At 66.2% G+C, this 19,107-nt stretch carries 15 protein-coding genes; 10 read left to right on the forward strand and 5 right to left on the reverse strand.

The features are described 5' to 3' along the window. The 7 genes from HMPREF2924_RS04855 (at window position 1) to HMPREF2924_RS04885 (ending at window position 6,892) form a co-directional block, all read left to right on the forward strand. Window positions 1-345: a YdbL family probable chaperone protein gene (locus HMPREF2924_RS04855; protein ID WP_004364663.1), complete on the forward strand. Its 345-nt coding sequence runs from the start codon at window positions 1-3 to the stop codon at window positions 343-345. A gap of 356 nt (window positions 346-701) precedes the next feature. After that, window positions 702-2,000: a D-amino acid dehydrogenase gene (dadA, locus tag HMPREF2924_RS04860; RefSeq protein ID WP_003098274.1), complete on the forward strand. Its 1,299-nt coding sequence runs from the start codon at window positions 702-704 to the stop codon at window positions 1,998-2,000. Then, window positions 1,975-2,328, forward strand: a complete 354-nt coding sequence (locus tag HMPREF2924_RS04865; protein ID WP_003098273.1) for a RidA family protein — start codon at window positions 1,975-1,977, stop codon at window positions 2,326-2,328. The genes dadA and HMPREF2924_RS04865 overlap by 26 nt, the downstream gene beginning before the upstream one ends. A gap of 90 nt (window positions 2,329-2,418) precedes the next feature. Beyond that, entirely contained in the window at window positions 2,419-3,492 is a 1,074-nt protein-coding gene (alr, locus tag HMPREF2924_RS04870) for an alanine racemase (RefSeq protein WP_003096515.1), read from the forward strand. A gap of 150 nt (window positions 3,493-3,642) precedes the next feature. After that, window positions 3,643-4,191 carry a cupin domain-containing protein gene (locus HMPREF2924_RS04875; RefSeq protein ID WP_003096513.1) on the forward strand — a complete coding sequence of 183 codons (549 nt, stop codon included), beginning with the start codon at window positions 3,643-3,645 and terminating at the stop codon, window positions 4,189-4,191. A gap of 203 nt (window positions 4,192-4,394) precedes the next feature. Continuing rightward, window positions 4,395-4,823: a c-type cytochrome gene (locus tag HMPREF2924_RS04880; RefSeq protein WP_003096511.1), complete on the forward strand. Its 429-nt coding sequence runs from the start codon at window positions 4,395-4,397 to the stop codon at window positions 4,821-4,823. A 209-nt stretch (window positions 4,824-5,032) separates the two neighbouring features. After that, window positions 5,033-6,892, forward strand: a complete 1,860-nt coding sequence (locus tag HMPREF2924_RS04885) for an acetyl-CoA hydrolase/transferase C-terminal domain-containing protein (protein ID WP_073660206.1) — start codon at window positions 5,033-5,035, stop codon at window positions 6,890-6,892. A 7-nt stretch (window positions 6,893-6,899) separates the two neighbouring features. Here HMPREF2924_RS04885 and HMPREF2924_RS04890 read toward each other — a convergent pair whose 3' ends face one another. The 3 genes from HMPREF2924_RS04890 to rep form a co-directional block, all read right to left on the reverse strand. Continuing rightward, window positions 6,900-7,472, reverse strand: coding sequence for a xanthine phosphoribosyltransferase (locus HMPREF2924_RS04890; protein WP_003110452.1), 573 nt, complete (start codon window positions 7,470-7,472; stop codon window positions 6,900-6,902). 163 nt (window positions 7,473-7,635) lie between these two features. Continuing rightward, window positions 7,636-9,354: a thiamine pyrophosphate-dependent enzyme gene (locus tag HMPREF2924_RS04895; protein WP_003136242.1), complete on the reverse strand. Its 1,719-nt coding sequence runs from the start codon at window positions 9,352-9,354 to the stop codon at window positions 7,636-7,638. Between the two features lie 133 nt (window positions 9,355-9,487). Then, complete coding sequence (rep, locus tag HMPREF2924_RS04900) at window positions 9,488-11,497, reverse strand: DNA helicase Rep (protein ID WP_003110454.1); 2,010 nt, start codon at window positions 11,495-11,497, stop codon at window positions 9,488-9,490. A gap of 187 nt (window positions 11,498-11,684) precedes the next feature. On the opposite strand from rep, the gene HMPREF2924_RS04905 reads away from it, so the two are divergent. Beyond that, window positions 11,685-13,361, forward strand: coding sequence for a putative bifunctional diguanylate cyclase/phosphodiesterase (locus HMPREF2924_RS04905; RefSeq protein WP_003121292.1), 1,677 nt, complete (start codon window positions 11,685-11,687; stop codon window positions 13,359-13,361). Here HMPREF2924_RS04905 and HMPREF2924_RS04910 read toward each other — a convergent pair. Further along, window positions 13,273-14,739, reverse strand: coding sequence for a NorM family multidrug efflux MATE transporter (locus HMPREF2924_RS04910; protein ID WP_070700384.1), 1,467 nt, complete (start codon window positions 14,737-14,739; stop codon window positions 13,273-13,275). The two genes, HMPREF2924_RS04905 and HMPREF2924_RS04910, sit on opposite strands and share 89 nt — an antisense overlap. Before the next feature lie 148 nt (window positions 14,740-14,887). On the opposite strand from HMPREF2924_RS04910, the gene HMPREF2924_RS04915 reads away from it, so the two are divergent. Further along, on the forward strand, window positions 14,888-15,805 hold the full coding sequence (locus tag HMPREF2924_RS04915; protein WP_004352313.1) for a LysR substrate-binding domain-containing protein: 918 nt from the start codon (window positions 14,888-14,890) through the stop codon (window positions 15,803-15,805). Between the two features lie 150 nt (window positions 15,806-15,955). After that, complete coding sequence (gene pchP, locus HMPREF2924_RS04920; protein WP_003110458.1) at window positions 15,956-17,005, forward strand: phosphorylcholine phosphatase; 1,050 nt, start codon at window positions 15,956-15,958, stop codon at window positions 17,003-17,005. Between the two features lie 42 nt (window positions 17,006-17,047). Here pchP and betT read toward each other — a convergent pair whose 3' ends face one another. Continuing rightward, window positions 17,048-19,033 (reverse strand): choline BCCT transporter BetT, encoded by a 1,986-nt coding sequence (betT, locus tag HMPREF2924_RS04925; RefSeq protein ID WP_070700387.1) that lies wholly within the window; start codon window positions 19,031-19,033, stop codon window positions 17,048-17,050. Window positions 19,034-19,107 lie beyond the last annotated feature (74 nt).

A 19,107-nucleotide genomic window follows, 5' to 3' on the forward strand; every position in this document is an offset into this window, starting at 1 on the left:
ATGACAACCCGTAGCAAACTCAGTATCGCCCTGCTGGCCCTCGGCATCAGCCTTTCCGCCATGGCGATGGACCTCGGCCAGGCCATGTCGGCCCTTGGCGGCGCCAAGGCCCAGGGCCTGGTCGGCGAGCAGGCGGACGGTTACCTTGGCGTGGTCAGCAACAGCGGCCAGGCGGCGGACATCGCCGCGCAGATCAATGCCGCGCGGCGCGCCGAATACCAGAAGGTGGCCAACAGCAGCGGCGCTTCGCTGGCCGACGTGGAGGCCATGGCCGGCAAGAAGGCGATGGAGAAAACCCCTGCCGGGCAGTACGTCCAGGTTGGCGGCAAGTGGGTGAAGAAATAGCGCGAAGGCTCTGCGAGCCCTCTGGGACGCTGCTCCGATCGCAAGGGCCGGGCAGCGTCCGCGGGATTTTTCCTGTCGCGATTGCTTCCCCTAGGGACTCCTGTCGTTTTCCATGGATTCTGCGACAGGCTTTCCCGAAAAAGCGGCTCCCGGCCTGAGTTCGATCATTTAAATATGCGGTATTTTTCCAGTTTTATGGTGGATGCGCCTCGGTAAAACCCCTATTTGTCCGGTTTTTTACCTGAGTAGTCGCCTAAAATTGGTGATTATTTCTGCCTGCCTCTTCCTATACTGCGCGCATCTACACGCTCAAAATAACAAACGTCCGCGGTTCCTCCGCGACGTGGGAGGCGACAATGCGAGTTCTGGTCCTTGGCAGCGGTGTCATCGGTACCGCCAGTGCGTATTACCTGGCCCGAGCCGGGTTCGAGGTGGTGGTGGTCGACCGTCAGGACGGTCCCGCGCTGGAAACCAGCTTCGCCAACGCCGGCCAGGTGTCTCCCGGCTACGCTTCGCCCTGGGCAGCCCCGGGCATTCCTCTGAAGGCCATGAAGTGGCTGCTGGAAAAGCACGCGCCGCTGGCCATCAAGCTCACCTCCGATCCCAGCCAGTACGCCTGGATGCTGCAGATGCTGCGCAACTGCACCGCCGAGCGCTACGCGGTGAACAAGGAGCGCATGGTCCGCCTGTCCGAGTACAGCCGCGATTGCCTCGACGAACTGCGCGCCGAGACCGGCATCGCCTACGAGGGCCGCACCCTCGGCACCACCCAACTGTTCCGCACCCAGGCGCAGCTGGACGCCGCCGGCAAGGACATCGCCGTGCTCGAGCGCTCCGGCGTGCCCTACGAGGTTCTCGACCGCGACGGCATCGCCCGCGTCGAGCCGGCCCTGGCCAAGGTCGCCGACAAGCTGGTCGGTGCCCTGCGCCTGCCCAACGACCAGACTGGCGACTGCCAACTGTTCACCACCCGCCTGGCGGAAATGGCCAAGGGCCTGGGCGTGGAGTTCCGCTTCGGCCAGAACATCGAACGCCTGGACTTCGCCGGCGACCGCATCAACGGTGTGCTGGTCAACGGCGAATTGCTCACCGCCGACCACTACGTGCTGGCCCTGGGCAGCTACTCGCCGCAACTGCTCAAGCCGCTGGGTATCAAGGCTCCGGTCTATCCGCTGAAGGGCTACTCGCTGACCGTGCCGATCACCAACCCGGAGATGGCGCCGACCTCGACCATCCTCGACGAGACCTACAAGGTGGCGATCACCCGCTTCGACCAGCGCATCCGCGTCGGCGGCATGGCGGAAATCGCCGGCTTCGACCTGTCACTGAACCCGCGTCGCCGCGAAACCCTGGAAATGATCACCACCGACCTCTATCCCGAGGGCGGCGACATCAGCCAGGCGACCTTCTGGACCGGCCTGCGCCCGGCGACCCCGGATGGCACCCCGATCGTCGGCGCCACCCGCTACCGCAACCTGTTCCTCAATACCGGCCACGGCACCCTGGGTTGGACCATGGCCTGCGGGTCGGGTCGCTACCTGGCCGACCTGATGGCGAAGAAGCGCCCGCAGATCAGCACCGAAGGCCTGGATATTTCCCGCTACAGCAATTCCCCGGAGAACGCCAAGAATGCCCATCCAGCGCCAGCACACTAACGAGCGTATGAGCCAGATCGTCGTCCACAACGGCACCGTCTACCTGGCGGGCCAGGTGGGCGAGGACATGTCCGCGGGCGTCGAGCAGCAGACCCGCGAGACCCTGGCGGCCATCGAGCGTCTGCTGGAAGAGGCCGGCACCGACAAGACCCGGATCCTCTCGGTGACCATCTACCTGAAGGACATCGACGCCGACTTCGAAGGCATGAACCGCGTCTGGGACCAGTGGCTGCCGCGCGGCGTCGCGCCGGCGCGGGCCACCGTCGAAGCCAAGCTCTGTGAGCCGGAGATCCTGGTAGAGATGTCGGTGGTCGCTGCGCTGCCCTGAGTTTTGTCTGGCCCGGCCGGAGAGCCGGGCTTTTTTTCGCCTGATGAAAGGTGCGCGATGCCGCACCTCGCTGAAGAGAGACCCGTCGCCATGCGCCCCGCCCGTGCCCTGATCGACCTGCAAGCCCTTCGTCACAACTATCGGCTGGCCCGCGAGGCCACCGGCGCCCGTGCGCTCGCGGTGATCAAGGCGGACGCATACGGCCACGGCGCGGTGCGCTGTGCCGAAGCGCTGGCGGCCGAGGCCGATGGCTTCGCCGTGGCCTGCATCGAGGAGGGCCTGGAGCTGCGCGAGGCCGGTATCCGCCAGCCGATCCTGCTGCTGGAGGGCTTCTTCGAGGCGTCCGAGCTGGAGCTGATCGTCGCCCACGACTTCTGGTGCGTGGTGCATTGCGCCTGGCAATTGGAGGCGATCGAACGCGCCAGCCTGGCCCGCCCGCTGAACGTCTGGCTGAAGATGGATTCGGGCATGCACCGCGTCGGCTTCTTCCCCGAGGACTTCCGCGCCGCCCACGAGCGCCTGCGGGCCAGCGGCAAGGTGGCGAAGATCGTGATGATGAGTCACTTCTCCCGCGCCGACGAACTGGATTGCCCGCGCACCGAGGAACAGCTCGCCGCCTTCGCGGCCGCGAGCCAGGGCCTGGAAGGCGAGATCAGCCTGCGCAATTCGCCAGCCGTGCTCGGCTGGCCGAAGGTGCCCAGCGATTGGGTACGTCCGGGCATCCTGCTCTACGGAGCCACGCCGTTCGAGCGCGCACATCCGCTGGCCGACCGCTTGCGCCCGGTGATGACCCTGGAATCGAAGGTGATCAGCGTCCGCGACCTGCCGGCCGGCGAACCGGTCGGCTACGGCGCGCGCTACAGCACCGAGCGTAGCCAGCGCATCGGCGTGGTCGCCATGGGCTACGCCGATGGCTATCCGCGGCACGCCGCCGACGGCACCCTGGTGTTCATCGACGGCAAGCCGGGGCGCCTGGTTGGCCGGGTATCGATGGACATGCTCACCGTCGACCTTACCGACCATCCCCAGGCCGGGCTGGGCAGCCGGGTCGAACTATGGGGCCCGAACGTGCCGGTCGGCGCCCTGGCGGCGCAGTTCGGCAGCATTCCCTACCAGCTGCTGTGCAACCTGAAAAGGGTGCCGCGCGTCTATTCCGGGGCTTGAGAAAAACTTTCCGAATTCTTTGCGCAGGCATGTCGACCGATCTGTTGTAAATACTGAACAGTGTTGCCATGATACGGCCGACTTGGGGTCGCCAGCCGTGTGCGGCCTCGTTTTGCCTTGCCTGCCAGAAGAATAAGGAGGACTCCACCCTTGGACGTCGGTGCTCGTCTGCAAACCATCCGAAAGCTCAAAGGTCTTTCCCAGCGCGAACTCGCCAAACGGGCGGGTGTCACCAACAGCACTATCTCGATGATCGAGAAAAACAGCGTGAGCCCTTCCATCAGTTCGCTGAAGAAGGTGCTGGGCGGTATCCCCATGTCCCTGGTGGAGTTCTTCTCCCTGGACCTGGAGCAGGACAGCCATACCCAGGTTGTCTACAAGGCAGACGAACTGATCGACATTTCCAGCGGCGCGGTGTCCATGCGCCTGGTGGGCAAGGCGCACCCGAGCCGGGCGATCGCCTTCCTCGACGAAACCTACCCGCCGGGCTCCGACACCGGCGAGGAAATGCTCAACCACGAAGGCGAGGAGGCCGGGGTGCTGGTCGACGGGCGCCTGGAACTGACCGTCGGCAGCGAGACCTATGTGCTCGAGCGCGGCGACAGCTACTATTTCGAGAGCAACAAGCCGCACCGTTTTCGCAATCCCTACGATGTGCCGGCACGCTTGATCAGCGCCACCACGCCCGCAAATTTCTGACCTGAAGCACAAGACCCCGCCGGGCCCGAAGGGCGCCGGCCGACAAGGGGCATGCGGGGCTGCGACCTAATGCCGCAAGGCTTTGCGAGGGTGTGCAATTGTTTCTGCCGGGCTTTCTTTGCCGTTATACTTGCGCCCGCCCGCGCGGCCCGCAGTGATCGGTATCGTGCCCGGGTGTGATAAGCCACGATGAGGGTGTAAGGGTGAACCTGATTAAAAAAATGCTGGCGGCCCAAGCTGCCGTGTTGGCCCTGTGGGCTGTAAGCGCTCAGGCTACGACCACTGACGATGCGATCGCCAAGCGCCTCGAGCCGGTAGGCAAGGTCTGCGTACAAGGCAAGGAATGCGAAGGCGTCGGCGCCGTCGCGGCAGCCGCCGGTGGCGGCGGTGCGCGTTCCGGCGAAGACATCGTCGGCAAGACCTGCAACACCTGCCACGGCACTGGCCTGCTGGGCGCGCCGAAGGTTGGCGACAAGGCCGAGTGGGGCAAGCGCGCCAAGGAGCAGGGCGGCCTCGATGGCCTGCTGGCCAAGGCGATTTCCGGTATCAACGCCATGCCGCCGAAAGGCACCTGCGCCGATTGCTCGGACGACGAGCTGAAAGCCGCGATCAAGCATATGTCCGGTCTGTAACAACGCCGGGACAGTGTCGCGAAAAGCCGCCTCCTGGCGGCTTTTTCGTATCCGCGGTGCGGGTTTTTCCCGCTGGCGGATCGTCCCGCCGGCAAACAGGGTCCAAACTTCCGGCTACCCATTCGCCGGAGGGCATCGTCTTGAGCCGAACCTGTTCCATCGACGCCGCAGTCGATCACTTGCTGCAGACCATCAAGGGCCCGATCCGCATGGGCCTGCCCCTCGGGCTGGGTAAGCCCAACCGACTGGTCAATGCGTTGTACCAGCGGCTGCGGACCCTGCCGGAGCGCCAGCTGACGCTGTATACCGCGCTTTCCCTGGGGCGTCCCGCCGCTGGCGGCGACCTGCAACGGCGTTTCCTCGAGCCTTTCGCCGAACGGGTCTTCGCCGACTACCCGGAGCTGGATTACCTGCACGCCCTGCGCCGCGACGAACTGCCGGCGAACATCCGCGTCGAGGAGTTCTACCTGCAGCCCGGCAGTCTGCTGGACAGCGCGCCGGCGCAGCAGCACTACATCAGTTGCAACTACAGCCACGTCGCCCGCGACATCAACGCCAAGGGCGTCAACGCGGTGGCGCAACTGGTGGCGCGGCATCCCGAGCGGCCGGGCAAGCTGAGCCTGGCCTGCAACCCGGATATCACCCTGGACCTCCTGCCGATGCTGGAGAAGCGTCGCGCCGCCGGCGAGACCATCGTCGCCATCGGCATGGTCCACGATGACCTGCCCTACCTGCCGGGCGACGCCGAGGTCGAGGAGTCGGTATTTGACCTGCTGATCGACGCGCCGGCGGAAAGCAGCCGGCTGTTCTCCACGCCGAACATGCCGGTCAACCTGCAGGATCACTGCATCGGTCTCCACGCCAGCGCGCTGGTGCGCGACGGCGGCACCCTGCAGATCGGCATCGGCTCGATGGGCGACGCGCTGACCGCCGCCCTGCTGCTGCGCCAGCGCGACAACGCCACCTACCGGGCGTTGATCGACGAGCTGGGGGTGCGTGCGCGCTGGGCCGAGACGGTCGAGCGCGACGGCGGCCTGGAGCCGTTCCGCCGGGGGCTCTACGGTTGCAGCGAGATGTTCGTGCCGGGTCTGCTGGCGCTGGCCGAGGCCGGCGTGCTGAGCCGCCGGGTCTACCCCGACGAAGCGCGACAGCGTGCCGCCGAGCGCGGTGAGGCGCCGGTGGAGGGCGGGGTGTGGTTGCACGGCGGCTTCTTCCTCGGTCCGTTGGCGTTCTACCGGCGCCTGCGCGAGATGTCGCTGGAAGAGCGCGCCGGGATCGGCATGACCGGCATCGGCTTCGTCAACAACCTGTACCGCCAGGAAGAGCTGAAGCGCCTGCAGCGGCGCGACGCGCGCTTCATCAACAGCGCCTTCACCGTGACCTTGCTCGGCGCCGGGGTCGCCGACCAGCTGGAGGACGGCCGGGTGCTCAGTGGCGTCGGCGGGCAGTACAACTTCGTCGCCCAGGCCCACGAGCTGGAGGGCGCACGTTCGATCCTGATGCTGCGTAGCTGGCGCGAATCCGGCGGGGAAGTCAGTTCGAACATCGTCTGGCAGTACGCCCACACCACCATTCCCCGGCACTTGCGTGACATGGTGGTGACCGAGTATGGGATCGCCGACCTGCGCGGCAAGAACGACGCGGAAGTGATCGCCGCGCTGCTGGCCATCGCCGACTCGCGTTTCCAGCAGGCGCTGGCCGAGCAGGCCCGGGCGGCCGGCAAGCTGCCGAAGGATTTCGTCCTGCCCGAACGCTATCGCAACAATACCCCGGAGCGCCTGCAGGCCTTGCACCAGGCCCACGCAGCGGCGCTGCCGGAGTTTCCCCTGGGCAGCGATTTCGACGAGGTCGAGCAGGACCTGCTGCGGGCGTTGGGTTGGCTCAAGCGCAAGCTGAAGCTGAGCGAGATCCTCGAACTGGGCAAGGCGACCCTGGACGCGCCGGAGCCAGAAGCCTACCCGGCGCATCTGCGGCGCATGGACCTGGACGATCCGCAGGGGCTTCGCGAGGAACTCTACCAGCGCTTGTTGCTGGCCGGCCTGCGGGCCAGCCAGGAAGAGCGGGGCTGAGTGGCGCTCAGTCGAGGAACTCGACCTGGCCGCCGGCCAGCGATTTCACCCGGGCCAGGGACTCGACCCGGTAGCCTTCGCTTTCCAGCAGGGCGCGGCCATCCTGGAAGGATTTCTCGATGACGATGCCGAGCCCGGCGATGCTCGCGCCGGCCTGGCCGATCAGGTCGATCAGCGCCTTGGCGGCATGGCCGTTGGCGAGGAAGTCGTCGATCACCAGCACGTGGTCGTGGGCGTTCAGGTGCTTGGCCGAGATGGCGATGGTGCTCTCGGTCTGCTTGGTGAAGGAGAACACCTTGGAGATGTACAGGTTGTCCTTCAGGGTCAGCGACTGGTACTTGCGGGCGAAGATCACCGGGACGCCCAGCTCCAGGCCGGCCATGACCGCCGGGGCGATGCCGGAAGCCTCGATGGTGACGATCTTGGTGATGCCCTGGTCGCGGAAGCGCGTGGCGAACGCGTGACCGACCTGCTGCATCAGCTGCGGGTCGATCTGGTGGTTGAGAAAGGCGTCGACCTTGAGTACATGCTCGGAAAGGACGATGCCTTCCGAGCGGATTTTGTCTTTGAGAATGTCCACGGGTGGCTTCCTGCGAAGCGGCTGTCGCTGATGAAGCGCGGCATTGTACCGCCAGCCGGCGCCGCGCGCGACGTTCTCTCGGACGAGCGAACATGATCGAGCGGTCAGGAATCCGCGCCTGCCCGGCGCGGCCCCGTGGCAGGCGGGCCGCGCCGCTGCCGGCTCATTTCAGCAGGTTGTTCACCAGTAGCGTCTCGACGTCCTTGAAGCGCCCGCTGAGCACGGCCTTGGCGGCGTAGAGCGCGGTGTCGGCGACCTGGCCGAACTCGATCTTCGGCGGCATCACCAGCTCCGCAGGGTTGGTATGCACGTCCAGCAGCGCCGGACCGGGCTGGGCGAGGAACTCCTGCACCGCCGCCTCGAGATCCTCGGAGCGCGTCACCTTGCGCCCGTGGAAGCCGATGACCTCGGCGAGCCGGGCGAAGTCCGGGTTGAGCAGGTCGGTGTAGTTGTCCAGCAGGCCCTCGACCTTCTGTTCCAGCTCGACGAAGTTCAGCGAGGCATTGTTCAGCACCACTACCTTGATCGGCAGTTTTTCCTGGATGGCCGTCAGCAGGTCGCCGAGCAGCATGGCCAGGCCGCCGTCGCCGGAGATCGAGATCACCTGGCGCTCGGGGTAGGCCTTCTTCAGTCCCAGCGCCTGGGGCATGGCGTTGGCCATGGTGCCGTGGACCAGGCTGGTGAGGGTGCGGCGCTTGCCGTTGCTGTGGATGTGACGCAACAGCCAGACCATCGCCGAGCCGCCGTCGGCGGTGAACAGGGCGTCCTCGCTGGCGTGCTGGTCGAGCAGGCTGACCAGGTGCTGGGGGTGGATCAGCTCGCCCTTGCCGGCTTGCTCCTCTTTTTCCAGCGTCCGCAGCGAGCGCTCGCGGTGCTCCAGGCATTCGTCGAGGAAGCTGCGTTCCTCGCGGACTTCGAGCAGCGGCAGGAGCGCCTCGAGGGTGGGGATCACGTCGCCGACCACGCCGAGATCGACGGGGTGGCGGCGACCCAGGTGGCTGCCGTCGCGGTCGACCTGGATCAGGGTGGCCTTCTGCGGATAGAACTGCGCCCAGGCGAAGTCGGCGCCGAGCAGCAGGAGGGTGTCGCACTCGGTCATCATGTGGAAGCCGGACTCGATCCCGAGCATACCGGTCATGCCCATGTTGAAGGGGTTGTCGTACTCGACGAAGTCCTTGGCCCGCGACGTGTGCGCGATGGGCGCCTTGAGGCGGTCGGCGAGGGCCACCAGCAGGTCGTGGGCGCCCTGGCAGCCGGAGCCGGCGTAGATGCCGATCTTCTTGCCGTGGGCCAGCAGGCGGGCGATATCCTGCAGTTCGGCGTCGCTGGGGCGCAGCACCGGTTGCGGGAAATGCACCGAGAACGGCAGGTCGTCCTTCACCGTGGCCTGGCTGATGTCGGCCGGCAGGATCACCACCGCCACGCCGCGCCGGTTGAGCGCCGCCTGGCAGGCCAGGGCCACCACCCGGCGCGCCTGTTCCGGGCTGTGCACCTGCTCGCAGAACACCGAGCAACTGGCGTAGACCGCCTTGAAGTCGACCTCCTGGGGAAACTCCATGCCCAGTTGCGGGGTGACGATCTGGCTGGCGATCAGCACCATCGACGCGCGGTTGCGCTGGGCCTCGTAGACGCCGTTGATGAAGTGCAGGCTGCCCGGTCCGCAGGAGCCGGCGCAGGCGGTCAGGCGTCCGCTGATGTAGGACTCGGCGCCCGCGGCGAAGGCCGCCGCCTCTTCGTGGCGCACGTGGACCCACTGGATCTGGCTGCGATGGATGGCGTCGGTGACATGGTTGAGGGTGTCGCCGACGATGCCATAGCAATGGCGGACGCCGGCGGCTTCCAGGGTTTCCACGACGATCTCGGCGACTTTCTTGCTCGACATGAAGCTGTCCTCGAATGGAATTCGTTAGCTAGCTAATTTTGGTCGCGCGTGGAGCGGCAAAAGTTCCTCGCCCGAGGCTAGGCATCGGGCAAGACACTTTTGTGAAAATCGAGACAGTCGAGGCGCGGCGGGCTCAGCGCTTGAGCATGGCGCGGATGTCGGCGAGGGCGGCGTTGCCCTTGGCCGCCTTGACCTCTTGCGGGGCGTCTTCCATGCCTTCCCATTCGAGGTCTTCGGGGGGCAGTTCGTCGAGGAAGCGGCTCGGCGAGCAGTCGATGATCTCGCCGTATTGCTTGCGCTTGGCGGCGAAGGTCATCGCCAGGTTCTGCCGCGCGCGGGTGATGCCGACGTAGGCCAGGCGGCGCTCCTCTTCCACCGTGTCGGCCTCGATGCTGGAACGGTGGGGTAGGATCTCTTCCTCCATGCCCATGATGAACACGTAGGGGAACTCCAGCCCCTTCGACGCGTGCAGGGTCATCATCTGCACGCCTTCGGCGCCTTCCTCTTCTTCCTGCTGGCGCTCCAGCATGTCGCGCAGGACCAGCTTGGCGATGGCCTGCTCGATGGTCATGTCGCCTTCCTCGTCGCGCTCGAGGGTGTTCTTCAGTGCCTCGATGAGGAACCAGACGTTGCTCATGCGGAATTCGGCGACCTTGTCGCTGGAGGCGTTCTGCCGCAGCCAGTTCTCGTAGTCGATGTCCATCACCATGCTGCGCAGCACGGCGATCGGCTCGTTCTCCGCGCACTGTCGGCGGATACCGTCCATCCAGCGCTTGAAGCGTTGCAGGCGTTCGTGGAAACGGCTGTCGAGGTGCTCGGCCAGGCCCATCTCGTCGCAGGCGGCGTACATCGAGATCTTGCGCTGGGTGGCGTAGTTGCCGAGCTTCTCCAGGGTCGCCGAACCGATTTCCCGGCGCGGCACGTTGATCACCCTGAGGAAGGCGTTGTCGTCGTCGGGGTTCACCAGCAGGCGGAAGTAGGACATCAGGTCCTTCACTTCCTGGCGCCCGAAGAAGCTGGTGCCGCCAGAGAGCCGATAGGGAATCTGGTGGTGCTGGAGCTTCAGCTCCATCAGCTTGGCCTGGTGGTTGCCACGGTAGAGGATGGCGAACTCGCTGTACGGCCGCTCGGTGCGCAGGTGCAGGGTGAGGATCTCCATGGCGATGCGCTCGGCTTCGGCGTCCTCGTTGCGGCAGCGGATCACCCGGATCGGATCGCCGTGGCCCATCTCGCTCCACAACTGCTTCTCGAATACGTGCGGGTTGTTGGCGATGAGGACGTTCGCGCACTTGAGGATGCGGCTGGTGGAGCGGTAGTTCTGCTCCAGCATCACCACCTTCAGCGAAGGGAAGTCTTCCTTCAGCTGCATCAGGTTTTCCGGGCGCGCGCCGCGCCAGGCGTAGATCGACTGGTCGTCGTCGCCGACCACGGTGAACTGGGCGCGGTCCTTCACCAGCAGCTTGACCAGCAGGTACTGGCTGGCGTTGGTGTCCTGGTACTCGTCCACCAGCATGTAGCGCACCTTGTTCTGCCACTTCTGGAGGACGTCCGGATGTTCCTGGAACAGCTTCACCGGTTGCAGGATCAGGTCGTCGAAGTCCACCGCGTTGTAGGCACGCAGGGTGCGCTGGTAATGCAGGTAGACGATCGCGGCGGTCTGCTCCTTGGGGTTGCGGGCCTTTTCCAGCGCCTCCTCCGGAAGGATCAGGTCGTTCTTCCAGGCGCCGATGTAGTTCTTGATCTCGTCGACGCCGTCGTCCCCGGAATACTCCTTCTGCATGATGTCGGTCAGCAGCGCCTTGATGTCCGACTCGTCGAAGATCGAGAAACCGGGCTTGTAGCCGAGCCGCTCGTGTTCCTTGCGGATGATGTTCAGGCCGAGGTTGTGGAAGGTCGAGACGGTCAGGCCCTTGCCCTCGCCGCCGCGCAGCAGGGTGCCGACGCGCTCCTTCATCTCCCGCGCGGCCTTGTTGGTGAAGGTCACGGCGACGATGTACTGGGCGCGGATACCGCACTGCTGGACGAGATAGGCGATCTTGCGGGTGATCACGCTGGTCTTGCCGGAGCCGGCGCCAGCCAGGACCAGCAGGGGACCGCCGACGTAGTTCACGGCTTCTTGCTGCCGGGGATTGAGTCGGGACATAGGAACAGGCCGGAAGAGAGGGTTGAAGCGGGGGCGTATTCTAACAGGCTGGCTGGCATCCGCGAGAATTAGCGTGCAAGCTGTGACCGATCCCGAGATCGTTCACGCCATTTTGCTGTAGATTCCCTACCGCATTAGGATGATGCCGTTCGTTCTTTACGAAGATTCTTAAAACTTTGGAGGTTGCTTGTCAGCGCCCGCAGAACCCTTGCGCCTGCTCCTTCTGGCGGATACGCCGGACTGGGCGCCACTGCTAGGTGAACGCCTGAGAGCGCTGGGGCCTGCCTTTTCGCTGAGCATCGTCACCACCTGGGAGGGCGCGGCCACCCTGTTCGCCGCCGAGCCCCGCGGGCTGCTCCTGGCCACGCCGGCCTGCCTGCCGCTGGGGACTCCCTGCCCCTGGCCGGTGATCCTGCTGTTGCAGCAGGAGCCGGCGCAGGCGCCGGTTGGGGTGGTCGACTGGCTGGCCGCCGAACAGCTCTCCGAGGACAGCCTGCGCCGCTGCCTGCGCTACGCGCGCGAGCGCCTGGGCTTGCAGGCAACCCTGCAACTGCTCGCCGAGCAGGATCCGCTGACCGGCATCGCCAACCGCCAGGGCTTCCAGACCCTGCTCGCGGCGCGCCTCAGCGAATTCGACGGGCGTGGCCTGGTGCTCGGCCACCTCGACCTGGACAACTTCCGTCACGTCAACGATTCCCTCGGCCACCAGGGCGGCGACCGCCTGATCCTGCAGGTGGTCAACCGCCTGCGCGGCTTCATGGAGAACGGTGACAGCCTGGCGCGCCTGGGCAGCGACGAGTTCGCCCTGCTGCTGGACACCCGTCGCGATCCGCAACGCGCCGAGCGGGTCGCCGAACGCATCGTCGAATGCCTCGGCGAGCCCTACTGGATCGATGGCGAGAGCCTGTTGCTGGGTTGCAGCCTGGGCCTCGCCCACGCCCGTGCCGACGAAGGCGCCGACCCGCTGATGTGGCATGCGCACATCGCCATGCAGCAGGCCAAGAGCCGCCAGGGTTGCACCTTCCATGTCTTCGACGAACGCATCAACCGTGGCGTGCGCAGCCTCGCCGACCTCGAAGCCGAACTGCGCCGGGCGCTGCGTCGCGACGAGCTGGAGCTGCACTACCAGCCGCGACTGTGCCTGGACAGCGGGCGTATCGTCGGCCTGGAGGCGCTGGTGCGCTGGCGCCACGGCGAGCGGGGCCTGCTCACGCCCAGCGAGTTCGTCCCGCTGGCCGAGGAAAGCGGGCTGATCGTGCCGCTCGGCTACTGGGTCATCGCCCGCGCCCTGCGCGACATGCAGTGGCTCAACGGGCGCGGCCTGGAGCCGTTGCACATGGCGGTGAACCTGTCGTTCCGCCAGTTCCAGGACAGCCAGTTGCTGCCGACCCTGCAACGGTTGATCGAAGAGCACGGCGTCGACGCGCGCTGGCTCGAGTTCGAACTGACCGAGACCGCCGTGATGCGGCGTAGCGACCAGGTGCTGCAGACCATGCAGGCGCTCGGCCAACTGGGCGTGCGCTTTTCGCTGGACGACTTCGGCACCGGTTTCTCGTCCTTCGTCCACCTCAATAGCCTGCCGATCACCCTGTTGAAGATCGACCGCAGCTTCGTCGGCGGCATGGACCAGCGGGCGGAAAACTTCCAACTGGTGCGGGCGATGATCAACCTGGCGCACAACCTCAACCTGGAAGTGGTTGCCGAAGGCGTGGAGACCCTGCGCCAGCAGGAGCAGTTGCGCGATTTCGGTTGCGACCAGGTGCAGGGCTACTGGATCAGTCCGCCGCTGCCGCTGGCGGAACTGGCGCGTTTCCTGGGCATCGGCGAGCGCTCGGCGCACCGCGGCCAGCCGCTCGGCAATTGAGCGCCGACGTCTCGCTGGCCGTGGCTTTCGGCAGCAACCGCGCGGTCTTCCACTCGAAGGCCAGGGTCAGGCCGATGGCTGCGCAGGCCAGGCCGCCGGCCAGCCCCCACCAGACGCCCGCGGCGCCCCAGCCGGCCGCGAACGCCAGCAGGCAGGCCAGCGGCACGCCGACCAGCCAGTAGCAGGCCAGGCCGACCAGGAAGGTGGTGCGGGCGTCCTTGAGACCCCGGATCGCGCCCATGGCGACGTTCTGGGTGCCGTCGAACAGCTCGAACCAGGCGGCGATCGCCAGCAGCGAGACGGCCATCGCGGCCACCTCCCGGTTGGCCGGGGCGTCGCGGTCGAGGAACAGGCCGATGATGGCCTCCGGCATCCACCAGAAGAGCCCGGCGAAGAGCAGCATGCACAGCGCGCCGAAGCCGATGCCGACGCGCCCGGCGCGGCGTGCTTCGAGCAGGCGGCCGGCGCCGAAATGCTGGCCGATGCGGTAGGTGGTGGCGTACGACAACCCCACCGGCACCATGAACGCCACGTATACCGCCTGGATGGCGATCTGGTGCGCGGCCAGGGCGTGATCGCCGATGATGCCCATGCACAGGGTGGCGACCGTGAACATCCCCGACTCCACCGCGTAGGTGCCGCCGATGGGCAGCCCCAGGCGCAGGATCTCCTCGACCATCGCCCGCTGCGGCCGTCCCAGTCCGCGCAGCAGCGAGTACGCGGCATAGGCCGGCTGCCGGCGGATATACAGGGCCAGCAGCAGCGGCATGCAGTTCATGACGAGGGCGGTGACCAGGCCGATACCGGCCAGGCCCAGGCGCGGCAGGCCGAACAGGCCTTCTATGAAGGAATAGTTGAGAGCCAGGTTGGCCAGCGCGCCGAGCACGCTGATCGCCATCACCGGGCCGGCGCGGTCGATGGCGCTGGTGAAGCCGCGCAGGACCATGAAGGCCATGTAGCCGGGCAGGGCGAATGTCAGGCTGTGGAGGAACTGCATGGCGCCGTCCACCGTCTGCGGCGCCTGGCCGAAGAGCAGGAGCAGCGGCCGCAGGTTCCATAGCAGCAGGCCGGCGGCCAGGGCCAGCGCGGCGCCGACCCAGAGTCCGGAGCGAGCGGCCGCGGCGGCGCCAGCGGCGGCGTCGCAGCCGTGACGGATCGCCACCAGGTTGCCGACCGCTGCCACCACGCCGACACAGAACGTCGAGACGAAGGCGTAGCTGACCGCGCCCAGGCCGCCGGCGGCCAGCGCGTCGGGGCCGAGCTTGCCCATCATCACGGTGTCGGTGAAGACCATGGCGACATAGGCCAGCTGGGCGGCGATCAACGGGCCCGCCAGGCGCAGGATGGCTTTGAGTTCGACGAGGGATGGCGAGGACATGGATGAGTATGGCTCAGGAGGAGATGGTTGCCGCGATGGGCTGTCGGCGTTGAGAATGCGGCTATTCTCGGTGCGACTGGCATGGCTCCACAAAAGGAAAAACAAGATGCCAGGCATGAGTAAAAGTCATGAAAGAGGTAATTCCCCAATGACCCGTCGCCTGCCCCCGCTGTATGCCCTGCGCGCCTTCGAGGCTGCCGCCCGGCACGCCTCTTTCACCCGCGCCGGCGAGGAACTGGCGATAACCCAGAGCGCGGTGAGCCGGCACATCCGTACCCTGGAGGAGCACTTCGGTTGTCGTCTGTTCGAGCGCCATGGCCGCCAGTTGCAGCTGACCGAGCCGGCACGCCTGCTACTGCCCGGGCTGCGCGACGGCTTCGATGCGCTGGAACGGGCCTGCACCGCCCTGCGCGTGGACGACGCCACCCTGCGCCTGAAGGCGCCTTCCACCCTTACCCTGCGCTGGCTGCTACCGCGCCTGAGCCGCTTCCGCCACCTGAACCCGGATATCGAGGTGCAGCTCACCAGTGCCTGGATGGATGTGGACTCGGTGGATTTCCAGCGCGAGCCTTTCGACTGCGCGGTGTTGCTGGGCAGCGGCCAGTTCAGCCCGGAATGGGAAACGGCAGCGCTGTTCGCCGAATGGCTGGTGCCGGTCTGCGATCCCGACGAGGCCGTGGAGCCCTGGACCCTCCAACGCCTGCGTGACAGCGAGCTGCTGCACCCCACGCCGGATCGTCGCGACTGGCGACGCTGGCTGCAGCGGACCGGGCTGGGGGACGAGGTGTCGCTCAAGGGCGGCCAGGTGTTCGACACGCTGGAACTGGGCATCGTCGCCGCCGCACGAGGCTATGGCGTGTCCATCGGCGACCTGGTGATGGTCGCCGAGGATGTTGCCCAGGGCCGCATCGGCCTGCCCTGGCCGGTGGCGGTGGCCAGCGGCGAAAGCTATCACCTGGTCTGGCCTCGCGCCCGCAGGGGACAGGAACGCTTCCAGCGATTGCGCGACTTCCTCCTCGCGGAGGTGGCGGCGATGCGTCTGCCCGTCGTCGAGCGGCTGGCGTGACGCCGCCGGACAACTCCTGGCGCTGACGCGACGTTACAGGTCGCTGCCGTCGCTGGGCCGGGCGCAGGGTTTGCGCTAGGGTCGTTGGTCGTTGCCTGTCGGGAGCGGCAGGGGACGGAGCTTCCTTCCAACCGCCCAAAGGAACCCGCCATGACCTTCGCCAAAGGAATACTCGCCGCGCTGGCGCTCGCCGCCGCAGTCGGCCAGGCCAGCGCCACCGAACTCGAGCACTGGCCGGCCCCTGCCGCCAGGCAACTGAATGCGCTGATCGAGGCCAACGCGAACAAGGGCGCCTACGCCGTGTTCGACATGGACAACACCAGCTATCGCTACGACCTGGAAGAATCGCTGCTGCCCTATCTGGAAATGAAGGGCGTGCTGACCCGCGACAGGCTCGACCCTTCGCTGAAACTGATCCCGTTCAAGGACCAGGCCGGGCACAAGGAGAGCCTGTTCAGCTACTACTACCGGCTTTGCGAGATCGACGACATGGTCTGCTATCCCTGGGTCGCCCAGGTGTTCTCAGGCTTCACCCTCAGGGAACTGAAGGGCTATGTCGACGAACTGATGGCCTACGGCAAGCCGATCCCCGCCACCTATTACGACGGCGACAAGCTCGCCACGCTCGACGTCGAGCCGCCGCGCGTGTTCAGCGGCCAGCGCGAGCTGTACAACAAGCTGATGGAAAACGGCATCGAGGTCTACGTGATCAGCGCGGCCCACGAGGAACTGGTGCGGATGGTCGCGGCGGACCCCAGGTATGGCTACAACGCCAAGCCGGAGAACGTCATCGGCGTCACCACCCTGCTGAAGAACCGCAAGACCGGCGAGCTGACCACCGCACGCAAGCAGATCGCCGAGGGCAAGTACGATCCCAAGGCCAACCTCGACCTGGAGGTGACCCCCTACCTGTGGACCCCGGCGACCTGGATGGCCGGCAAGCAGGCTGCGATCCTCACCTACATCGACCGTTGGAAGCGGCCGATCCTGGTCGCCGGCGATACCCCGGACAGCGACGGTTACATGCTGTTCAACGGCACCGCGGAAAACGGCGTGCACCTGTGGGTCAACCGCAAGGCCAAGTACATGGAGCAGATCAACGGCATGATCAAGCAGCATTCCGCCGCCCAGGCCAAGGCCGGCCTGCCGGTGACGGCGGACAGGAACTGGGTGATCGTCACCCCGGAGCAGATCCAGTAGGCGAAACGGCGAGGGGCCGGCATTGGCCGGCCCCCGCATCCCTCAGCGCACCACGTGCAGGAAGTGCATGTGCCGCTCGTACTGATCGAGGATGTCGCCGATCACGCCGTCGCGGCTCCAGCCCATGATGTCGTAGTCCTGGCCGCCTTCCTGGAGATGGACCTCGGCGCGGAAATACTTGCGCGACTCGCTGCTGTCCTCGGTGTCGCGCATCACGAAGCTCGGCGTGGTGAAGGCGCGCGGACGCACCTCGTAGATGAAATCGACCTCGCCGCCGTGGCTGACTTCCAGCCGAACCCGGCCGTCCTCGCCGTCCTGCACCTGGACTTCGTAGCCCTGCTTGCGCAGTTCGGCGGCGACGTCCTCGCAGGCCGGTCGCGCCACATCGGTGATGAAGCGGTTGACGTGGCTGCGCCTCGGGAACATGGCGATGTTGCGCAGGCGGCGCTGCCAACCGTCGCCCTCGCTTGCGCCGCTGCGCGTGGTGGGGCGGGAGAAGGTCAGCGCCTGGTAGCGGATGCCGCGCTTGGTGGCATCCAGGTGCAGCGCCTTGAACAGGCCCCAGATCGACGCCAGGAGCACGATGGAGAATGGCAGCGCGCTGGCGATGGTCGCGGTTTGCAGCGCCTTGAGGCCATCGGCGAGGAGCAGGGCGATGGCCACCACGCCCATCAGCACCGACCAGAATATCCGCTGCCAGAGCGGCGAGTGGTCCTTGCCGCTGGAGGCCAGCATGTCCACCACCAGCGCGCCGGAGTCGGCCGAGGTGACGAAGAACACCACCACCATCAGCACCGCCACCAGCGAGATCACGCTGCCCAGCGGGAAGTGCTCGAGGAAGGCGAACAGCGCCACCGAACTGTCCTGGTTGACCACTTCGGCCAACTGGGTGAAGCCCTCCTGCAGGACCATGTGGATGGCGGTATCGCCGAACACCGTCATCCACAGCAGGGTGAAGCCGGCCGGGACGAACAGCACGCCGCAGACGAACTCGCGGATGGTGCGGCCGCGCGAGATACGGGCGATGAACAGGCCGACGAAGGGCGACCAGGACAGCCACCAGCCCCAGTACAGCAGGGTCCAGCCGCCGATCCAATCGGTGGGCTCGTAGGCGTACAGGTTGAAGGTCTTGTTGACGATGTCGGACAGGTAGGCCCCGGTGTTCTGCACGTAGGTCTGCAGGAGAAACACGGTCGGCCCGAGGACCAGCACGAAGAGCAGCAGGATCACCGCCAGGCTCAGGTTCAGTTCGGACAGGATGCGGATGCCGCGGTCCAGTCCGCTGGCCACCGATAGCGTGGCGAGGCCGCAGGTGGCGGCGATCAGGGCGATCTGCACGGTCTGGTTCACCGGCCAGCCGAACAGGTGGTGCAGACCGCTGTTGATCTGCAGCACGCCGTAGCCGAGCGAAGTCGCCACGCCGAACACAGTGCCGATGATCGCGAAGATATCCACCGCGTGGCCGATGGGGCCGTAGATACGTTCGCCGATCAGCGGATACAGCGCCGAGCGCAGGGTTAGCGGCAGGCCGTGGCGATAGCTGAAGAAGGCCAGGATCAGCGCGACGATGGCGTAGATCGCCCAGGCATGCAGGCCCCAGTGGAAGAAGGTCAGCTTCATCGCTTCCTTCGCCGCCTGCACGGTATTCGGCTCGCCTACCGGTGGGGTGGTGAAGTGCATCACCGGTTCGGCAACGCCGAAGAACATCAGACCGATGCCCATGCCGGCGGAGAACAGCATGGCGAACGAGGTGGTGTTGCGGTAGTCGGGACGACTGTGGTCGGGGCCGAGCTTGATGTCGCCGTAGCGGCTGACGGCGAGGAACACCACGCTGATCAGGATCAGCGCCACGGCCAGTACGTAGAACCAGCTGGCGTTGGTGATGATCCATTGCTGGACGTGGTTGAACAGCGATTGCGCTTCTTCCTGGAGGAGCACGGTGAACAGCACCAGGGCCAGGATCAGGGCGGCGGAGGTATAGAAGACCGGAGGATTCAGGGTGCTCCGGGGGGTAGTGGGTGTCTCCATGTAAGCTAGCTCTCCTTGTGATCGGATTGCCCGCCGAAGGCGGAAGACGAAACAGCCTAACACATCGTGATAGC

The organism is Pseudomonas sp. HMSC063H08 (genome assembly GCF_001813645.1).
GTDB lineage: Bacteria > Pseudomonadota > Gammaproteobacteria > Pseudomonadales > Pseudomonadaceae > Pseudomonas > Pseudomonas aeruginosa.

What these genes read in the sequence shown, in the direction of transcription:
- HMPREF2924_RS04855 (WP_004364663.1), top strand. Translation starts at nt 1, where the DNA reads ATGACAACCCGTAGCAAACTCAGTATCGCCCTGCTGGCCCTCGGCATC.
- rep (WP_003110454.1), bottom strand. Translation starts at nt 11,497, where the DNA reads ATGTCCCGACTCAATCCCCGGCAGCAAGAAGCCGTGAACTACGTCGGC.
- HMPREF2924_RS04885 (WP_073660206.1), top strand. Translation starts at nt 5,033, where the DNA reads ATGGGCCTGCCCCTCGGGCTGGGTAAGCCCAACCGACTGGTCAATGCG.
- betT (WP_070700387.1), bottom strand. Translation starts at nt 19,033, where the DNA reads ATGGAGACACCCACTACCCCCCGGAGCACCCTGAATCCTCCGGTCTTC.
- HMPREF2924_RS04915 (WP_004352313.1), top strand. Translation starts at nt 14,888, where the DNA reads ATGACCCGTCGCCTGCCCCCGCTGTATGCCCTGCGCGCCTTCGAGGCT.
- HMPREF2924_RS04910 (WP_070700384.1), bottom strand. Translation starts at nt 14,739, where the DNA reads ATGTCCTCGCCATCCCTCGTCGAACTCAAAGCCATCCTGCGCCTGGCG.
- alr (WP_003096515.1), top strand. Translation starts at nt 2,419, where the DNA reads ATGCGCCCCGCCCGTGCCCTGATCGACCTGCAAGCCCTTCGTCACAAC.
- HMPREF2924_RS04895 (WP_003136242.1), bottom strand. Translation starts at nt 9,354, where the DNA reads ATGTCGAGCAAGAAAGTCGCCGAGATCGTCGTGGAAACCCTGGAAGCC.
- dadA (WP_003098274.1), top strand. Translation starts at nt 702, where the DNA reads ATGCGAGTTCTGGTCCTTGGCAGCGGTGTCATCGGTACCGCCAGTGCG.
- HMPREF2924_RS04865 (WP_003098273.1), top strand. Translation starts at nt 1,975, where the DNA reads ATGCCCATCCAGCGCCAGCACACTAACGAGCGTATGAGCCAGATCGTC.
- pchP (WP_003110458.1), top strand. Translation starts at nt 15,956, where the DNA reads ATGACCTTCGCCAAAGGAATACTCGCCGCGCTGGCGCTCGCCGCCGCA.